Here is a 15,073-nt window from a genome sequence, read left to right as displayed (position 1 = left end):
TTTGAATATTCGCATTCGTTGGTTGGTGCCGCGCGAGCTCGCCCGTATGTTGTCGTTTTGTCTGCTGGAGTTGTCATCGTGAACGCTGCTACGACACAAGACCGGGTCGCGCCGCGCGCAGCGCAGCGAACCGCATCGGCGGACTCGCCGGATGGGGGAGCCGCCTCGAATGCAGCCGGTGCGGATCGAAGCGGCGCCGTGTACAGCGAGCGCCTGCTCGCCGTCGATCGCGTGAGCCTCGAATACCGCACGCGCGAGCGGATCGTGCGCGCGACGCGCGACGTCAGCTTCGACGTGTACGGCGCAGACCGTTTCGTGCTGCTGGGTCCATCGGGTTGCGGCAAGTCGACCTTGCTGAAGGCCATCGCGGGATTCATCGAGCCTGTCTCCGGAACCATCACGCTCGATGGAGAACGCGTGCGTGGACCCGGCGCGGATCGCGTCGTCGTGTTCCAGGAATTCGATCAGTTGCCGCCGTGGAAAACCGTGGTCGAGAACGTCGCGTTCCCGCTGCGAGTCGCGCGCGGTTGCTCGCGCTCGCAAGCGACGGAACGCGCGCTGCACTATCTCGACAAGGTCGGCCTTGCGAATTTCGCCGATGCCTATCCGCACACGCTATCGGGCGGCATGAAGCAGCGCGTGGCGATTGCACGCGCGCTCGCGATGCAGCCGCGCGTACTACTGATGGACGAGCCGTTCGCTGCGCTCGATGCGCTCACGCGCCGCAAGATGCAGGAAGAACTGCTGCGGCTATGGGATGACGCGCGCTTCACGCTGCTTTTCGTTACGCATTCGATCGAGGAAGCGTTGATCGTCGGCAATCGCATCGTGCTGTTGTCGCCGCATCCGGGACGCGTGCGCGCCGAGCTGAACAGTCACCAGTATTCGCTGCAAAGCATCGGCGACAGCATCGGGCGACATGACTTTCAGCAAAGCGTCGCGCGCATTCATCGTCTGCTTTTCGACACCGATGCGCTGACGCCGCAGGAGAATCACGCATGAGCACGCCTGCAAAAATCGATCTTGTTCCGCCCGTGCGTCCCGAGTACGAGCGGCCGCTCGAAGCACCAGGCACGCTGACGGAAGCGACGCCCGTGCCGCCGCTTCGGCGCATATGGGATGCCGCGTGGTGCCGCCGCATTCTCATCGCGGCGGTGCTGATCGCCGTGTGGGAAGTGACCGCGCGCGCGATCGCCAACGACCTGTTGCTACCCACCTTCGGCGCGACGCTGACGGCGTTCGTGCAGGGCATCGCATCGGGCGAACTGCTTTCGAAGACGGCGATCTCGCTGTCGGTGCTGCTGCGCGGCTATGCGATCGGCGCGGTGCTCGCGTTCGCGCTGACGTCGCTTGCGGTGTCGACGCGCATCGCCCGCGATCTGCTGTCGATGCTCACCGCGATGTTCAATCCGCTGCCCTCTATCGCGCTGCTGCCGATCGCGCTGCTCTGGTTCGGCCTCGGTACGGGAAGCCTGCTGTTCGTGCTGGTTCACGCCGTGTTGTGGCCGCTCGCGCTCAGCATGTACTCGGGCTTTCTCGGCGTGCCCGAGACGTTGAGGATGACGGGACGCAACTATGGGCTCAAGGGTGTGCGTCAGGTGCTGCTGATTCTCGTGCCGGCCGCGTTGCCGTCGATCGTGGCGGGCCTGCGCGTCGGCTGGGCCTTCGCATGGCGCACGCTGATCGCAGCGGAACTGGTCTTCGGCGCGAGTGCGGGGCAGGGCGGACTCGGCTGGTACATCTTCCAGAACCGCAATGAGCTTTACACCGATCGCGTATTTGCGGGCCTCGTTGCCGTCATCGCGATCGGTTTGCTCGTCGAGCATCTGGTGTTCGATACGCTCGAACGCGTGACGGTGCGGCGCTGGGGCGTGCAGCACTAACGTTAACATCGGGTGCCCCGCAAGGCTCGACTGTTCGACGACAGCCGCTGCAAAACAAATTCGCGAACGCGGATAAGCATTCCTGAAATTGCTGGTAGGCGGTAACGCAAGGCGCTGGTTCAATGGATGTCTGGACCCGCTGTGCGGCTCTTCATCTGCGATGTGGCAGGAGGGCGGGCACGCATCGCGGGCGCTCTAGTCGTTCCATCACAACGCCATGCCAGACATCGAAAGCCTTCCAAACGGCGGCCGCATTGCGCGGCCGTTCGATCCTGACGAAGTACACCGCATCGCCGACGACGCAGAAGCACTTGCCGCTGCGCACAAGCTCGCTTCAACGTTTGCAAGGGAAGCCGCGCAACGCGACCGCGATCGCGTGCTTCCGTGGGACGAACTGGAACTGTGGTCGAAAAGCGGACTCGGCGCGATCACCGTGCCGCGCGGATACGGAGGCGCCGACGTGTCGTATGCGACGCTCGCCGAGGTGTTCGTGATCCTCTGCGAAGCGGACCCGGCGCTCGGTCAGATTCCGCAGAATCACTTCGGCGTGCTGGGCCTGTTGCGCGAAGCCGGATCGCCGGAGCAGAAGGCGCGCTTCTACGGTGAAGTGCTGGCCGGCCAGCGGCTCGGCAACGCGGGCCCGGAGCGCCGCTCATCGGGGGCGAATACGATCTTGCAGGGCACGACGCGTTTGCAAAAAACGCCGAACGGCTTGCGTCTTGTCGGCCGCCGCTTTTATTCGACGGGCGCGCTTTTCGCGCATCGCGTGCCTGCGCGCGCAACGGACGACGCTGGGCGCCCCGTGCAGGTCTGGGTTCCGCGCAACGCGCCGGGCCTCACCGTCGTCGATGACTGGAACTCGTTCGGTCAGCGCACGACGGCGAGCGGCACCGTGCTCTTCGACAACGTGCCCATCGATCCCGACGACGTGCTGCCCATCTGGCAACTGGCGAATCGGCCCGGTCTGTATGGCCCGACGTCGCAACTGATCCAGGCGGCGATCGATCAGGGCATCGCGCAGGCCGCCATCGCCGACGCGCTCGCATTCGTGCGCGAGCGTTCGCGGCCTTGGATCGATTCGGGCGTCGAGCGCGCCAGCGACGATCCGTACATCATCGCCGGCGTGGGGCGCCTCGAAATCGATCTGCACGCGGCGCACGAGGTGTTGCTCGAAGCGGGCCGCACGCTCGATGAGATCGCCGCCGCGCCGCTCGACGACGAAGCAAGTGCGCGCGCGTCGGTGGCCGTCGCGGAAGCAAAGGTGCTGACGACGCGCATCGCGCTCGAAGCGAGCGAAAAGCTCTTCGAACTGGCGGGGTCGTCGGCGACGCGCGCCGCGCACAATCTCGACCGGCACTGGCGCAATGCGCGCACGCACACGCTGCATGATCCCGTGCGCTGGAAGCTGCATCTGCTCGGCAACTATCACTTGAATCACGTGCTGCCTGCGCGGCATTCATGGAACTGAACGATGACGATCGACCTCTCACCCGCGCAGGACGCGTACGTCGAATCGCGGCCGCCGCTTTTGCAGCGCGAGCCGCTACGCGTGCCCGATCCCATCATCGACGATGCGCACGCGCTCGAAGTCGCGCGGCGGCTCGCTGGCGAGTTCGCGCCCGATGCGGCGCTGCGCGACCGCGAGCGGCGCTTGCCGTGGTCCGAGCTTGATGCGTTCGTCGCGAGCGGCCTGTGGGCGATCACCGTGCCGCGCGCTCATGGCGGCGCAGGCGTACGCACGGGCACGCTCGCTGACGTGATCGCGACCATTTCGGCTGCGGACGGATCGCTTGGCCAGATTCCGCAGAATCACTTCTATGCGCTCGAAGTGCTGCGCGTCGGCGGCAGCGCCGAACAGCAGCGCTTCTTCTACGATCGCGTGCTTGCGGGCGAACGCTTCGGCAACGCGCTCGCGGAAATCGGCCACAAGGATTTCAGGCGCCGCACGCGGCTGAAGCGTGAGCGCGATGGCTGGCATATCGACGGCCGCAAGTTCTATTGCACGGGTGCGCTGTACGCGCACTGGATTCCTACCCTCGTCGTCACCGAGGAAGAGGGTGCCGACGTGACGCGGCTCGCATTCGTGCCGCGCGACGCGGAGGGCGTCACCGTCACGGACGACTGGGACGGCTTCGGCCAGCGCGTGACGGGCAGCGGTTCCGTCACGTTCGAACGTGTGCGCGTCGAGCCCGAATGGGTCGTGCCGTTTCAGTCGTCGTTCGAGCGGCCCACGACGATCGGTCCCGTCGCGCAGATCATGCACGCCGCGATCGATCTCGGCCAGGCGCGCGGCGCGTTTGCCGCCGCGCTTGACTTCGTGCGCGAGCATTCGCGGCCGTGGATCGACGCGAACGTGGCGCGCGCAACCGACGATCCGCTGACGATCGCGCAGTTCGGCGACATGGCAGTGCGGCTGCGCGCGGCAGAAGCGTTGCTCAGACGCGCAGGCCGTATCGTCGATGCGGCGCAGGCAGCGCCCGATGAGCAGTCGGTTGCGCAAGCGTCGATTGCCGTCGCCGAGGCGCGAGCTGCGACGACCACGGCTTCGCTCGATGCGGGCTCGCGGCTCTTCGAACTGGCGGGCACGGCCGCGACGCTCGACGATCTCGGCCTCGACCGGTTCTGGCGCAATGCGCGCACGCACACGCTGCATGATCCCGTTCGCTGGAAATACAACGCGATCGGCAACTTCTATCTGAACGGGAAGCTTCCGCCGCGGCACGGAGCGCTGTGATGGCGAAGAAAAAAATTCTGCTCAACGCGTTCAACATGAATTGCGTCGGGCACATCAATCATGGCTTGTGGACGCATCCGCGCGATCGCTCATCCGATTACCGCTTGCTGTCGTACTGGACGGACCTCGCGCGCGTGCTCGAACGGGGTCTGTTCGACGGGCTCTTTCTTGCGGATATCGTCGGCGTATATGACGTGTACAGGCGCAACGTCGATGTCACGCTCAATGAGTCGATCCAGTTGCCCGTCAACGATCCGACGCTGCTCGTTCCGGCGATGGCGGCCGTCACGCAGCATCTGTCGTTCGGCGTGACGGTGAATTTGACGTATGAGGAGCCGTATCTGCTCGCGCGGCGCTTTTCGACGCTCGATCATCTGACGCAAGGGCGGATCGGATGGAACATCGTCACGGGCTATCTCGACAGCGCCGCGCGCGCGATGGGGCGCGCCGCGCAACAGCCGCACGACGAACGCTACGATCGCGCGGACGAGTATCTCGACGTGCTCTACAAGCTGTGGGAAGGCAGCTGGGAAGACGATGCCGTTGTTCGCGACAGGGCGGCGCGCGTCTATGCGCGGCCTGACAAGGTGCATCGCGTGCGGCATGCGGGGCGGTACTACAACGTCGACGGCTATCACCTCGCGGAGCCGTCGCCGCAACGCACGCCTGTGTTGTTTCAGGCGGGCAGTTCCGGACGTGGACAGCGCTTTGCCGCGCGTCACGCAGAATGCGTTTTCATCTCGCCGCCGAACCGGGAAGTTGGGCGCGCAACGGTGCGCGCATTACGCGAGGAACTGGTGAAAGCGGGACGGCGTCCGGATGACGTGAAGGTATTCGTCGGCGCCGCTGTCGTGCCGGGTGCGACGCAAGCCGAAGCACACGAGAAGCACGCGGACTATCTGCGCTACGCGAGCCGCGAGGCAGGTCTTGCGCACTTCGCCGCGAGCACGGGGATCGACTATGCGCAGTACGATCTCGACGAGCCGATCGACTACACGCCCGGCAACGCGATCGAATCGGCGGCTCGAACGGCGAAGGCGCATGGCTGGACGCGTCGCAAGCTGCTCGACATGTTCGCGTTGGGCGGGCGCTATCCGGCGATTGTCGGCACGCCCGCGCAGATCGCCGACGAACTCCAGCAATGGGTCGACGAAGCGGACGTCGACGGTTTCAATCTGAGCCGTACCGTCGTGCCCGAAAGCTACATCGATTTCGTCGATCTCGTCGTTCCCGAGTTGCAGAATCGCGGCATCTACAAGGCGGCTTATGCCGACGGCTCGTTGCGTCACAAGCTGTTCGATGCGGGCGACAGACTGCCGGAACGACATGCGGGTGCTGCGTTTCGCCAGCAGTCGGCGCTCGACAGTTTTGCGGAAGCGCCGACCGTCGCCTGAGCAACGAAGCAGAAGCACCTGAGACCTAAGCCGTCTGTTGCCCCAATGCGCGCGACAGGTTGGTCGCCTCGCGCTTGAGCGACTCGGCAAACTGCGCGACGCGGTTGTCCGTGACGCGCACGCTGGGACCGAAGATGCAAATCGATCCCGCAATCTGATTGGCCCCGTTGAAGAATGGCGCGGCGACGGCAACCGCGCCTTCGATCAGCTCATGGCGGCTCGTTCCGTAGCCTTGCGCGCGGATCGCTTCCATGTCCGCGAGCAGCGCCGACACGTCCTGATCCGGCTCGGCGAGATACGGGCGCAGTTCATCCGCGGAAAGCTGCATCTGCGAAAGGATGGTGCGCCCGCTCGCGCCGAGCACCAGCTTCTCGCGATAGCCGACGCCGCGCCGGAAACTCAGCGGCTGCGGGCTCTCCAGTTCGGCCACGCATACGCGATAGGTGCCGTCCGGCACGAACAGCGCGACCGTCTCCGACGTTTCCGCCCAAAGATTTCGCAGCATCGGTTGCGCAAGCTCCGCGATGCTGTGATCGCTCATCCACACGTGCGCCAGCTGCGCGACGGCGCTCCCGAGGTGAAACCGCTGCGGTTCACCCTTCGACGCGAGAAAGCCCTTTTGCTCAAGCGTGTTCAGCAGCCGATACAGCGTCGGCCGGCTCAGGTTCACGCGCGTGAGCAGCTCCGCGACGGTCAGTTCCTTGTCCCCCGGCCTGAACACAAGAAGTATTTCTAACGCTCTTTCCACCGCACGCACATTTTCGTGCGATTTTTTTTCTTGCATTTGAAATTTCCTTTCCTGATCGGCGCGCGCCGTCTGCACATTGTAGAGAAAGTCGGCGGCAATGAAACTTGACATCGGTCAAGTTGTTCGTAGAATGAGAACACAATCTCACACAGCGGACAACGACGCCGCAACCGATCTGGAGGATGAACATGGACAGGAACATGTCCGAAACACTCGTGCGCACGGGCCCAGGGACAGCAATGGGCAACCTGATGCGCCGCTACTGGGTGCCGATCCTGCTCGCGAGCGAAATCGCCGAACCCGATTGCCCGCCCGTGCGCGTGCAGATCCTCGGCGAGAAGCTGCTTGCCTTTCGCGATTCGGAAGGCAAAGCCGCGCTGATCGACGAGTTCTGCTCGCATCGCGGCGTGTCGCTGTATTTCGGGCGTAACGAGGAGAACGGCATCCGCTGCGCGTATCACGGCCTCAAGTTCGATCGCGACGGAAAGTGCGTCGACGTGCCGTCCGCGCCTCAGGCGTGCAAGCACATGGGCATCACCGCGTATCCGTGCATCGAGCGCGGCGGTATCGTGTGGGCGTACATGGGGCCGAAGGACCGTCAGCCGGCGCCGCCCGATCTGGAGTGGTGCAATCTCCCGGACAGCCATGTGTTCGTATCGAAGCGGCTGCAGGAATCGAACTATCTGCAGGCGATGGAAGGCGGCATCGACACGAGCCATGTCTCGTACGTGCACCGCTATGAAGTCGACGACGACCCGATGCACCAGGGCACCAAGGCGCTCGACTACATCAAGGCCGATGGCAACGTGATCTTCGAAATCGAGAAGCAGCCGTTCGGCCTGACGCTGTTCGGCCGTCGCAACGGCGAACCCGATTCGTACTACTGGCGCGTCACGCAGTGGCTCTTCCCCTGGTACACGCTGATCCCGCCGTTCGGCGATCACTCGCTGGCGGGCCACGTGTGGGTGCCCATCGACGATCACAACTGCTGGGCCTGGAGCATCAACTTTCGCCCGGATCGTCCGCTGAGCGAGCAGGAACTGGCGGACCTGAACGCGGGCAAGGGCATTCACTGCGAGTACGAGCCCGGCACGTTCCGGCCCAAGGCCAACAAGGACAACGACTACCTGATCGATCGCCAGGCGCAGAAGGACAAGCGCGCGTATTCGGGCGTATTCGGCTTCGCGATGCAGGATGCGTCGCTGCAGGAAAGCATGGGGCCGATCCAGGACCACAGCAAGGAAAAGCTGCTGCCGACCGACCGCGCGATCGTGATGGCGCGCCGCATGCTTTACGAAGCGGCCACCGCGTTGCTGCCCGATACCGATCCGCCCGCGATCAACGCCGATCAGCAGCGGGTGCGCGCAGCGGGCGCGCTGTTGCCGCGCGATCAGAAGCCGCAGGAATGGGCTGCCATTCACCTCGCCGACGGCAAGGGTCAACCGATCTACTCGATCTGATCGTCCGCGCCGGACGCACGTCCGGCCGCGGGAGTCATCGTTCCTGATTCGCGACAAGGAGGCCGGCATCGCGCCGGCAGGAAATGCAGCAAGGTACAAGACTTCAAGGCAAGGTGGCGCTGATCACAGGCGGCGGTGGAGGCATCGGCGCCGCGACGGCGCGCATCTTCTGCGACGAGGGCGCGGCTGTCGTGCTGGTCGATGCGAACGCCGAAGCGCTCGCGCGCGTTAGCGATGAACTGCTTCAGCACGATTCTTCCGCGAAGGTGAAGACGTTCGTGGCCGACGTATCGAACGCAGATGAAGCTGCAGCCGCCGCCGAGCTTGCCGCCCGCTCGTTCGATCGTCTGGACGTGCTCGTCAACAACGCGGCGATGCGCAACTACAGCCCGCTCGCCGACGTAACGCCCGCCGAATGGCAAAGCATGGTGTCCGTCAATCTGATCGGAACGTCGAACTACTGCAAAGCCGCGCTTCCGCTGCTGCGCAAGTCGGCTTGCGCGAGCATCGTCAACGTGTCGTCGTGCTATGCAGTGACGGGCCGCAAGGGCATGGGTCTCTACGATGCGACCAAGGCCGGCATGCTCGCGATGACGCGTACGCTCGCATTCGAGGAAGCGGCGCACGGCGTGCGTGTCAACGCCGTCTGTCCCGGCTCGACGCTGACCGACTTTCACGTCAACCGCGCGCGCGCGGCGGGCAAGAGCGTCGACGTGCTCAAGACGCAGCGGCAGGACACGTCGCTGATCGGTCGCTGGGCTGCGCCCGAAGAAATCGCATGGCCGATTCTCTGGCTCGCAAGCGACGAGGCGTCTTTCATCACGGGCACGACACTGATGGTCGATGGCGGCCTGTCGATCATGTAATGGGTGGCCAGCATGAACGATTCCACACTTACCGTGCGTGTCGCGCGACGCAGCGTCGAAGCTGAGGGCATTGTCAGCTTTGAGTTTGCGAGTCTCGACGGGCGCGAACTGCCTGCGTTCGACGCGGGCGCGCATATCGACGTGCATGTTCCTGGCGGCCTGATCCGTCAGTACTCGCTGTGCAATTCGCCTGCGGACCGTCGGCGTTACCAGATTGCCGTGTTGCGCGATGAACAGTCGCGCGGCGGTTCGGCGGGCATGCACGAGTCCGTGCACGAAGGCGACGAGATTCGCATCGGCGCGCCGCGCAACCATTTTCCGCTTGCACACGGCGAGGCGAAGCATCTGTTGCTCGCGGGCGGCATCGGCCTTACGCCGCTGCTTTGCATGACAGAGCATCTTGCCGGCGCGGGTGCGTCGTTCGGGATGCACTACTGCGCCCGCTCGCGTTCGCGTGCGGCATTTATCGAGCGTATTGCCAGTTCGCCGTGGGCGGCGCAAGTCCAGTATCACTTCGACGATGGCGACGTTGCGCAGCGCCTCGACTTGAAGGCGCTGCTCGCACAGCCGCAGCCCGATGCGCATCTGTATGTATGCGGCCCGCAGGGATTCATGAATGCCGTGCTCGACACGGCTCGTTCGCTCGGCTGGCCCGAGCAGCAACTGCACTATGAGTTCTTTTCGGCGGCGCCCGTCGATACCAGCAACGATGGTGCTTTCGAAGTCAGTCTCGCGCGCTCCGGACGTATCGTGCCGATCCCTGCGGACCGGTCGGTGGCGCAGGCGCTCTCCGATGCGGGCGTGGATGTCCCCGTGTCGTGCGAGCAGGGTATCTGCGGGACGTGCATCACGCGCGTGATCGATGGCGAGCCCGACCATCGCGATCTTTTTCTGTCGCCCGAGGAACAGGCTCGCAACGACCAGTTTCTGCCGTGCTGTTCGCGCGCGAAATCGAGGAGGCTCGTGCTGGATCTTTAGCGATGGAAGCAGGCCGATAGAACCAGGACCAGCCCGCTTCGAATGGCTGGATCAGACTGCAGAATAAAGGGGCGGCCGCGCGCACGCCCTGCATTGGAGGAGTCATGGAGAAGAATCTGACGTCGTCAGGAGACGCATCTTGCACGGCGTGGCCCGCGCAAAGCGCGGCGGCGACTGAGACGAGCGCTTACCGGTGGGTTGCATTGTTCATCGTATGGGCGGCGTTTCTGCTGAGCTATGTGGATCGCGTCGCATGGAGCACGGTCGCCGCGCCCGTCGGCGCATCGCTCGGCCTCAATGTCGCGATGCTCGGCGCATTCGTCACGGCTTTCTACGCGGGCTATGTGCTCGCGAATGTGATCGGCGGCGCGCTCACCGATCTGCTCGGCGGCCGCGCGATGATGACGCTCGCGCTGCTGCCGCTCGGCGTTTTCACGTTTTTCTTCGGCGAGACGCACACGCTGACGACGGGCATCGCGATCCAGCTTGCAATGGGCTTCGCCGCCGGCGCCGATTACTCCGCCGGCATGAAGATCATCCCCGCCTGGTTCACGCGTGACCGCGGCCGTGCGATGGGGATCTACACGACAGCCACATCGCTCGCAGTCGTGCTCGCGAATGCGATCGTGCCGTCGTTTTCCGCGCAGCACGGCTGGTCCAACGCGTTTCGTATGCTCGGCGTCGTCACGTTTGCGTGGGGCATCGTGTCATTGCTGTTTCTGAAGAACCGGCCGACCGGCGACCAGTCACCGACACGCAACAGCGCAAAAGAAATGCTCGGCCTGTTGCGCAACCGCAATCTGATCGTGCTCGCCATCGCAGGCTGCGGCGGCCTCTGGGCGACCGTTGGTTTCGGCGCGTGGGGCAATGCGTTGATGACGAAGCAATACGGCATCTCGCCGGTGGTTGCGGGCTCCATCATCGCGTCGTTCGGAATCGGCGCGGTGATCGCAAAGCCGGTGCTCGGCTGGATCTCCGATCTGCCCGGCATCTCACGCCGGCTGATGTCGATTCTCTGTCTGATCGCCTTCGCGCTGATGCTGCTCGTTTTCGGCATGTGCTCGACCACCACGCAGTTCTATGTGGTCGCGCCGATTCTGGGCGCGTTTTCATACGGCTATCTGCCTGTGCTGATGGCGCAGATCAGCGATGCATCGGGCAAGCGTCTTGCAGGAGCGAGCGCGGGCTGGACCAACGCGATCTGGCAAACGGGCAGCGCGATTTCTCCGCTCGCCGTCGGCCACGTATATGGCGGCACGCATTCGTTCATGCTCGCGCTGCTGACGCTTGCGATAGGTCCCGTCGTCGGCATGGTGGCGATGCTGTTCGTCAGCAAGCACATTTCCCGCGAATAAAACCGATGTCATAGAGAGCGTTATGTCTCGCTCTCTTATCCGTTGCGATTCGATTAGTACAACTACTGTAATAAATCAAAGGAGACAGGATGAAGTCGAATTACACGGCCCGCACAATCGGAAATCTGCTGGTCGCTTGCGTCGGAGCGGGTGTGAGCGTTGCGGCTCATGCGCAATCGTCGGTGACGCTGTATGGAATTGTCGATTCAGGCGTCGAATACGTGAACCACGCGGCAAAGCAGGGCTCGGGCAACCTGTTCCGGCTCAATACCGGCAATCGCATCAATTCGCGCTGGGGCATAACGGGCAAGGAGGATCTCGGCGGCGGACTACGCTCGATCTTCACGCTCGAGTCCGGCATCGCGATGAACAACGGGACGTTGCAGCAAGGCGGACGACTCTTCGGACGCCAGGCGTTCGTCGGCATTGAGAGCGACCGGCTGGGCTCAGTAATGGCCGGCAGGCAGATGACGCCGATGTATCGCTACTTTCTCCCGCTCGATCCGCTCGGTTATTCCAGCTATGGCTTTTCCGCGCAGGATGCGCAGTTCGTGGGCCGCGCCGACAATGCTGTCGAATATCTTGGGCACGCGGGACCGTTCGAAGTCAATGCGCTCTACAGCTTCGGCTATGACTCGACTGTAGCGAACGGCGGCCCGGTGCCTGGGGCGTTCAGGGTCGGCAAGCAGTTCGATGTCGGCGGGCGCTATCGTCAGGGGCCGTTCAATCTGACGTTCGTGTATGAACAGCGGCAGGGCCAAAGCATTGCATCGGCAAACGACAGCGAACGCCGGTACGTCGCCGGCGGATCATGGCAGATCGGCGACGCAACGTTGTACGGTGGATACGAGCTGTTGCTCAACGATATCGCCGCGACGCAGCAGGCTTCGCCGTCGCAATACATGGCCTACGGCGGATTGCGTTACAAGGTCACGCCGCAACTTCAACTGGCGGCCGCTTCTTACTATCACTCGTATCGAGCGGTATCGGCACACGCGCTGAGCTCGGGCGTCAACGCAGACTACTGGCTTTCTAAGCGCACGGTTCTCTATACCGACGTGACCTATGTGATCAACAGCTCGAAGTCTGCGTTGAGCGCGACGGGATCGACGACAACCGTTGCGACGGGCGCCAATCAATTCGCGGTTGCGGTCGGGATTGCGCACCTGTTCTAGGCGCTTTCATCAGGGAATCTGTTTGTCGCGTTGCACTTTGCCGAAGTGAACGGCAGCGGAGTGCCCGGTGACGACGGGAACTTGACTGACACTGTGGGCGATTCCACTGCGGCCTACGATGCAGTTGGCGGTTCGGTATGCATACTGCGAGCGCACGGGCATGTCGGATGGCGAAGCACGCGCTGCTTCGGCGCTGCTGTGAGCGAATGGGTCCGCCGTTTTCAACGCCGGTCCGACCAATTGCAACGACTTCTGGTCGGTCGACTGATCAAATCGGGCGGGCTAACGGTTTTGATCCGATTGCTGTGATGCGCAGGTGGGCTGCTATCTCTAGCAGCCCACGCGCGGGCACTTGATTAGCTGGACTCGCTCGGCGTCAATTGTGCGGTGATCCATGCATTGCACACCTGCTCGATTTGCAACGCCTCCTTGTTGCGAAGAAAATCAAAGCGACCGTCGACGGAACCATTGACCAGTCCATGGATTCCGCCCGCGAGGAATCGCCTCTTCCAGTACGTTACGGCTGCCGATGTTATCGAGCACTCGTGGCTGATGTCGTTGTTCGAATGACCGTCAGCGGCCATCAACAGGACCTTCGCGCGAAGTATCCATGAAGGCGGCTGGCCTTGCGAGCAAACCATGGCAAGGAGTTGCTCACGTTCGTCCGCGGAGATATCAAATTGGATTCTGGGTCGAGCCATGTTCAAAACTGCGGTATCGCAGTACTCCGTGAAAATCAGAATGGGCGTCACCGTGATTGAGCCTTGCTGTGTTGGCAAGACGCAGTTGCTTGATGCAAATACGGTGAATCGAATTCGTGCCGTCGATCGGATCAACAACGTTTCCGGAATCAAACGGTCGAGTGATGATCAAGGGCCGTGTATTGGATTCGGCAAGCGCATCTCCTCCACGTTTTAAAAGTGGTAACTGCTCCATCACCGCCATAGCGGACTTGCAAGGTCGAATGGCAATGTGGTTTACCGGGTAACGAGGTCAATTGGCGCCGACGATTGTTGTTGATGTATTGAGTCATCGCCGGTAGTGCCCGACTGTTCCAGCCGCCTTCCTTGCAAAGAGAGGGACGGGAACGGGTCGAGCGGCGATGCGGCACTGGAGCGCCTGATGGACCGCTGAGGACCGCTAGATCGACACAGGGATATTTGTCACATAAGCAAGACATTGCGACGTCTCCTGCGAGGAAAATGCGGAATGTCGAGTACGTATCCTACGGCTTTATATTTTTTTGGTCCCCCGCCCTTTGGGGGGGGACGCTAGTGAGAAAAGCGGTTCGTCGATAAATGGTATTAGGCCTGCATGTTGTAACAGGATGCTGTGTATTGCAGAGCACTTGCGATCGGATAATGTGAAAGATACGAGGATGTAATCGTTTCCCGGCCTTTAAAGGAAAGTGCTCGCGACCGAAGTCGCGAGCACCAATGCCACGCTTGTCAGAATCAATGAACCTTCGAGCACAACTCAGATGCTGCTGTCAAATTTTTGACGTGCTGGCTGCTGCGGAAGCTCGTAGCCTTTGACAAGGTCGAGTCATTCGAACGTCCGCTTGGACTTCAATAGCCCCTTGAGCTTGCTTTCGTAATCGAGCTGGTATGGCTTCTTCAGATGATGGTCCACGAAGTACTGCGCGCTACACGCCCAGGTTTCATAAAGCACGAGCGTGTCGGCATTATCCGCGGAACGATGCAGGTACGTATTGACGAAATCCGGTTCATTCGACATTTCGTCGAGCACCTTGATGAAGCTCGAGTAAAGTTCTTCGCGCGCCTCGGGCTTGCCGGGCAGATGGACAATGAATGAGATATTCTGGGTCATGTTGAGGCTCCTTGGTCTGGATGGGTTTTTACGCGTTCAATATCGCTCGCCCTGCGGAGCGTTGCGAGGCCACTTCCGCGACGCGCGCGCCGAGAAATTCCGCAGTGCGTAAATCCGCATCCGGCGGCGTAACATCGGCGCTTTCGTCGGCGTTCGATTGCGCAGCGGCGCCGAGGAAAAGCCTTGCCGGTTCAATGTTTCCTCCGTCGATTGCGAATGATTGTGTTCGGGCGGCAGGCCGAGATTGACCCAGTTCATCCGATGCTGCGCGGCGAAAATCGCTATCTGCTGAAGCGTGGCCAGCTTGTCGCCAGAACGCGATGCCGCATTGATGATGCCGGCCGCGACCTTGTCGGCCCATTTGCTTCCCTTTGCAAAGACATTGCGGGACGTCGCGTCCATGAACTTTTGAATTTCGCCGACGCGCTGCCCATGTACGTGGGAGCGCCGAAGATGATGCCGTCCACCTGTTCGAGGGTGGTCCAATATCCGTCGATATCCTCTACGCCGACCAGCAGGCTCTCGGTTCCTTCGACGCTGGCCGCCCCTCGGGCCACTGCTTCTGCGACTTTCATCGTGTGTCCATAACCGCTGTGGTAGACGACTGCAACACGGGTTCCTGCAAAACCTTGCGACATGATCTGCCCCAT

The 15,073-nt window shown here is 62.4% G+C and carries 14 protein-coding genes and 1 pseudogene; 10 read left to right on the top strand and 5 right to left on the bottom strand.

Annotated elements, in window-relative coordinates; all coding sequences use genetic code 11:
- Positions 1-18 precede the first annotated feature (18 nt).
- The 5 genes from AABE10_RS25840 (at position 19) to AABE10_RS25820 (ending at position 6,011) form a co-directional block, all read left to right on the top strand.
- Positions 19-1,002 (top strand): ABC transporter ATP-binding protein, encoded by a 984-nt coding sequence (locus AABE10_RS25840; protein WP_428983385.1) that lies wholly within the window; start codon positions 19-21, stop codon positions 1,000-1,002.
- Complete coding sequence (locus AABE10_RS25835; protein ID WP_342936059.1) at positions 999-1,883, top strand: ABC transporter permease; 885 nt, start codon at positions 999-1,001, stop codon at positions 1,881-1,883. Before AABE10_RS25840 ends, AABE10_RS25835 begins: the two co-directional genes overlap by 4 nt.
- 217 nt (positions 1,884-2,100) lie before the next feature.
- Positions 2,101-3,351, top strand: coding sequence for an SfnB family sulfur acquisition oxidoreductase (locus AABE10_RS25830; protein ID WP_342936058.1), 1,251 nt, complete (start codon positions 2,101-2,103; stop codon positions 3,349-3,351).
- 3 nt (positions 3,352-3,354) lie between these two features.
- Positions 3,355-4,617: an SfnB family sulfur acquisition oxidoreductase gene (locus AABE10_RS25825; RefSeq protein WP_342936057.1), complete on the top strand. Its 1,263-nt coding sequence runs from the start codon at positions 3,355-3,357 to the stop codon at positions 4,615-4,617.
- Positions 4,617-6,011 carry an LLM class flavin-dependent oxidoreductase gene (locus tag AABE10_RS25820; RefSeq protein WP_342936056.1) on the top strand — a complete coding sequence of 465 codons (1,395 nt, stop codon included), beginning with the start codon at positions 4,617-4,619 and terminating at the stop codon, positions 6,009-6,011. The genes AABE10_RS25825 and AABE10_RS25820 overlap by 1 nt, the downstream gene beginning before the upstream one ends.
- 25 nt (positions 6,012-6,036) lie before the next feature.
- Here AABE10_RS25820 and AABE10_RS25815 read toward each other — a convergent pair whose 3' ends face one another.
- A complete protein-coding gene (locus AABE10_RS25815) occupies positions 6,037-6,795 on the bottom strand; it encodes an IclR family transcriptional regulator (protein WP_342936055.1) in 759 nt (252 codons plus the stop codon).
- A gap of 152 nt (positions 6,796-6,947) precedes the next feature.
- On the opposite strand from AABE10_RS25815, the gene AABE10_RS25810 reads away from it, so the two are divergent.
- The 5 genes from AABE10_RS25810 to AABE10_RS25790 all read left to right on the top strand — a co-directional run bounded on the left by AABE10_RS25810 (position 6,948) and on the right by AABE10_RS25790 (position 12,593).
- Positions 6,948-8,219, top strand: a complete 1,272-nt coding sequence (locus AABE10_RS25810) for an aromatic ring-hydroxylating dioxygenase subunit alpha (protein WP_342936054.1) — start codon at positions 6,948-6,950, stop codon at positions 8,217-8,219.
- 83 nt (positions 8,220-8,302) lie between these two features.
- Positions 8,303-9,085, top strand: coding sequence for an SDR family oxidoreductase (locus AABE10_RS25805; RefSeq protein ID WP_342936053.1), 783 nt, complete (start codon positions 8,303-8,305; stop codon positions 9,083-9,085).
- 12 nt (positions 9,086-9,097) lie between these two features.
- A complete protein-coding gene (locus tag AABE10_RS25800; RefSeq protein WP_342936052.1) occupies positions 9,098-10,063 on the top strand; it encodes a PDR/VanB family oxidoreductase in 966 nt (321 codons plus the stop codon).
- Positions 10,064-10,167: 104 nt separating this feature from the next.
- Positions 10,168-11,418 carry an MFS transporter gene (locus AABE10_RS25795; protein ID WP_342936051.1) on the top strand — a complete coding sequence of 417 codons (1,251 nt, stop codon included), beginning with the start codon at positions 10,168-10,170 and terminating at the stop codon, positions 11,416-11,418.
- Positions 11,419-11,507: 89 nt separating this feature from the next.
- Positions 11,508-12,593 (top strand): porin, encoded by a 1,086-nt coding sequence (locus tag AABE10_RS25790; RefSeq protein ID WP_342936050.1) that lies wholly within the window; start codon positions 11,508-11,510, stop codon positions 12,591-12,593.
- 356 nt (positions 12,594-12,949) lie between these two features.
- On the opposite strand, the gene AABE10_RS25785 is transcribed toward AABE10_RS25790, so the two are convergent.
- The 4 genes and pseudogenes from AABE10_RS25785 to AABE10_RS25770 form a co-directional block, all read right to left on the bottom strand.
- Positions 12,950-13,294, bottom strand: coding sequence for a helix-turn-helix domain-containing protein (locus AABE10_RS25785; RefSeq protein WP_342936049.1), 345 nt, complete (start codon positions 13,292-13,294; stop codon positions 12,950-12,952).
- On the bottom strand, positions 13,269-13,538 hold the full coding sequence (locus tag AABE10_RS25780) for a hypothetical protein (protein WP_342936048.1): 270 nt from the start codon (positions 13,536-13,538) through the stop codon (positions 13,269-13,271). The genes AABE10_RS25785 and AABE10_RS25780 overlap by 26 nt, the downstream gene beginning before the upstream one ends.
- Positions 13,539-14,138: 600 nt before the next feature.
- Entirely contained in the window at positions 14,139-14,423 is a 285-nt protein-coding gene (locus AABE10_RS25775; RefSeq protein ID WP_342936047.1) for a putative quinol monooxygenase, read from the bottom strand.
- A 28-nt stretch (positions 14,424-14,451) separates the two neighbouring features.
- Positions 14,452-15,061 (bottom strand): annotated as a pseudogene (locus tag AABE10_RS25770) (flavodoxin family protein).
- Positions 15,062-15,073 lie beyond the last annotated feature (12 nt).

It is taken from the genome of Paraburkholderia diazotrophica, from assembly GCF_038900755.1.
GTDB classification, from domain to species: domain Bacteria; phylum Pseudomonadota; class Gammaproteobacteria; order Burkholderiales; family Burkholderiaceae; genus Paraburkholderia; species Paraburkholderia diazotrophica_A.
This window is presented reverse-complemented; position numbering and strand designations above follow the sequence as displayed.

Coding starts and splice junctions, on each gene's coding strand:
- AABE10_RS25835 (WP_342936059.1), top strand. CDS start 999: ATGAGCACGCCTGCAAAAATCGATCTTGTTCCGCCCGTGCGTCCCGAG.
- AABE10_RS25830 (WP_342936058.1), top strand. CDS start 2,101: ATGCCAGACATCGAAAGCCTTCCAAACGGCGGCCGCATTGCGCGGCCG.
- AABE10_RS25825 (WP_342936057.1), top strand. CDS start 3,355: ATGACGATCGACCTCTCACCCGCGCAGGACGCGTACGTCGAATCGCGG.
- AABE10_RS25820 (WP_342936056.1), top strand. CDS start 4,617: ATGGCGAAGAAAAAAATTCTGCTCAACGCGTTCAACATGAATTGCGTC.
- AABE10_RS25815 (WP_342936055.1), bottom strand. CDS start 6,795: ATGCAAGAAAAAAAATCGCACGAAAATGTGCGTGCGGTGGAAAGAGCG.
- AABE10_RS25810 (WP_342936054.1), top strand. CDS start 6,948: ATGGACAGGAACATGTCCGAAACACTCGTGCGCACGGGCCCAGGGACA.
- AABE10_RS25805 (WP_342936053.1), top strand. CDS start 8,303: ATGCAGCAAGGTACAAGACTTCAAGGCAAGGTGGCGCTGATCACAGGC.
- AABE10_RS25800 (WP_342936052.1), top strand. CDS start 9,098: ATGAACGATTCCACACTTACCGTGCGTGTCGCGCGACGCAGCGTCGAA.
- AABE10_RS25795 (WP_342936051.1), top strand. CDS start 10,168: ATGGAGAAGAATCTGACGTCGTCAGGAGACGCATCTTGCACGGCGTGG.
- AABE10_RS25790 (WP_342936050.1), top strand. CDS start 11,508: ATGAAGTCGAATTACACGGCCCGCACAATCGGAAATCTGCTGGTCGCT.
- AABE10_RS25785 (WP_342936049.1), bottom strand. CDS start 13,294: ATGGCTCGACCCAGAATCCAATTTGATATCTCCGCGGACGAACGTGAG.
- AABE10_RS25780 (WP_342936048.1), bottom strand. CDS start 13,538: ATGGCGGTGATGGAGCAGTTACCACTTTTAAAACGTGGAGGAGATGCG.
- AABE10_RS25775 (WP_342936047.1), bottom strand. CDS start 14,423: ATGACCCAGAATATCTCATTCATTGTCCATCTGCCCGGCAAGCCCGAG.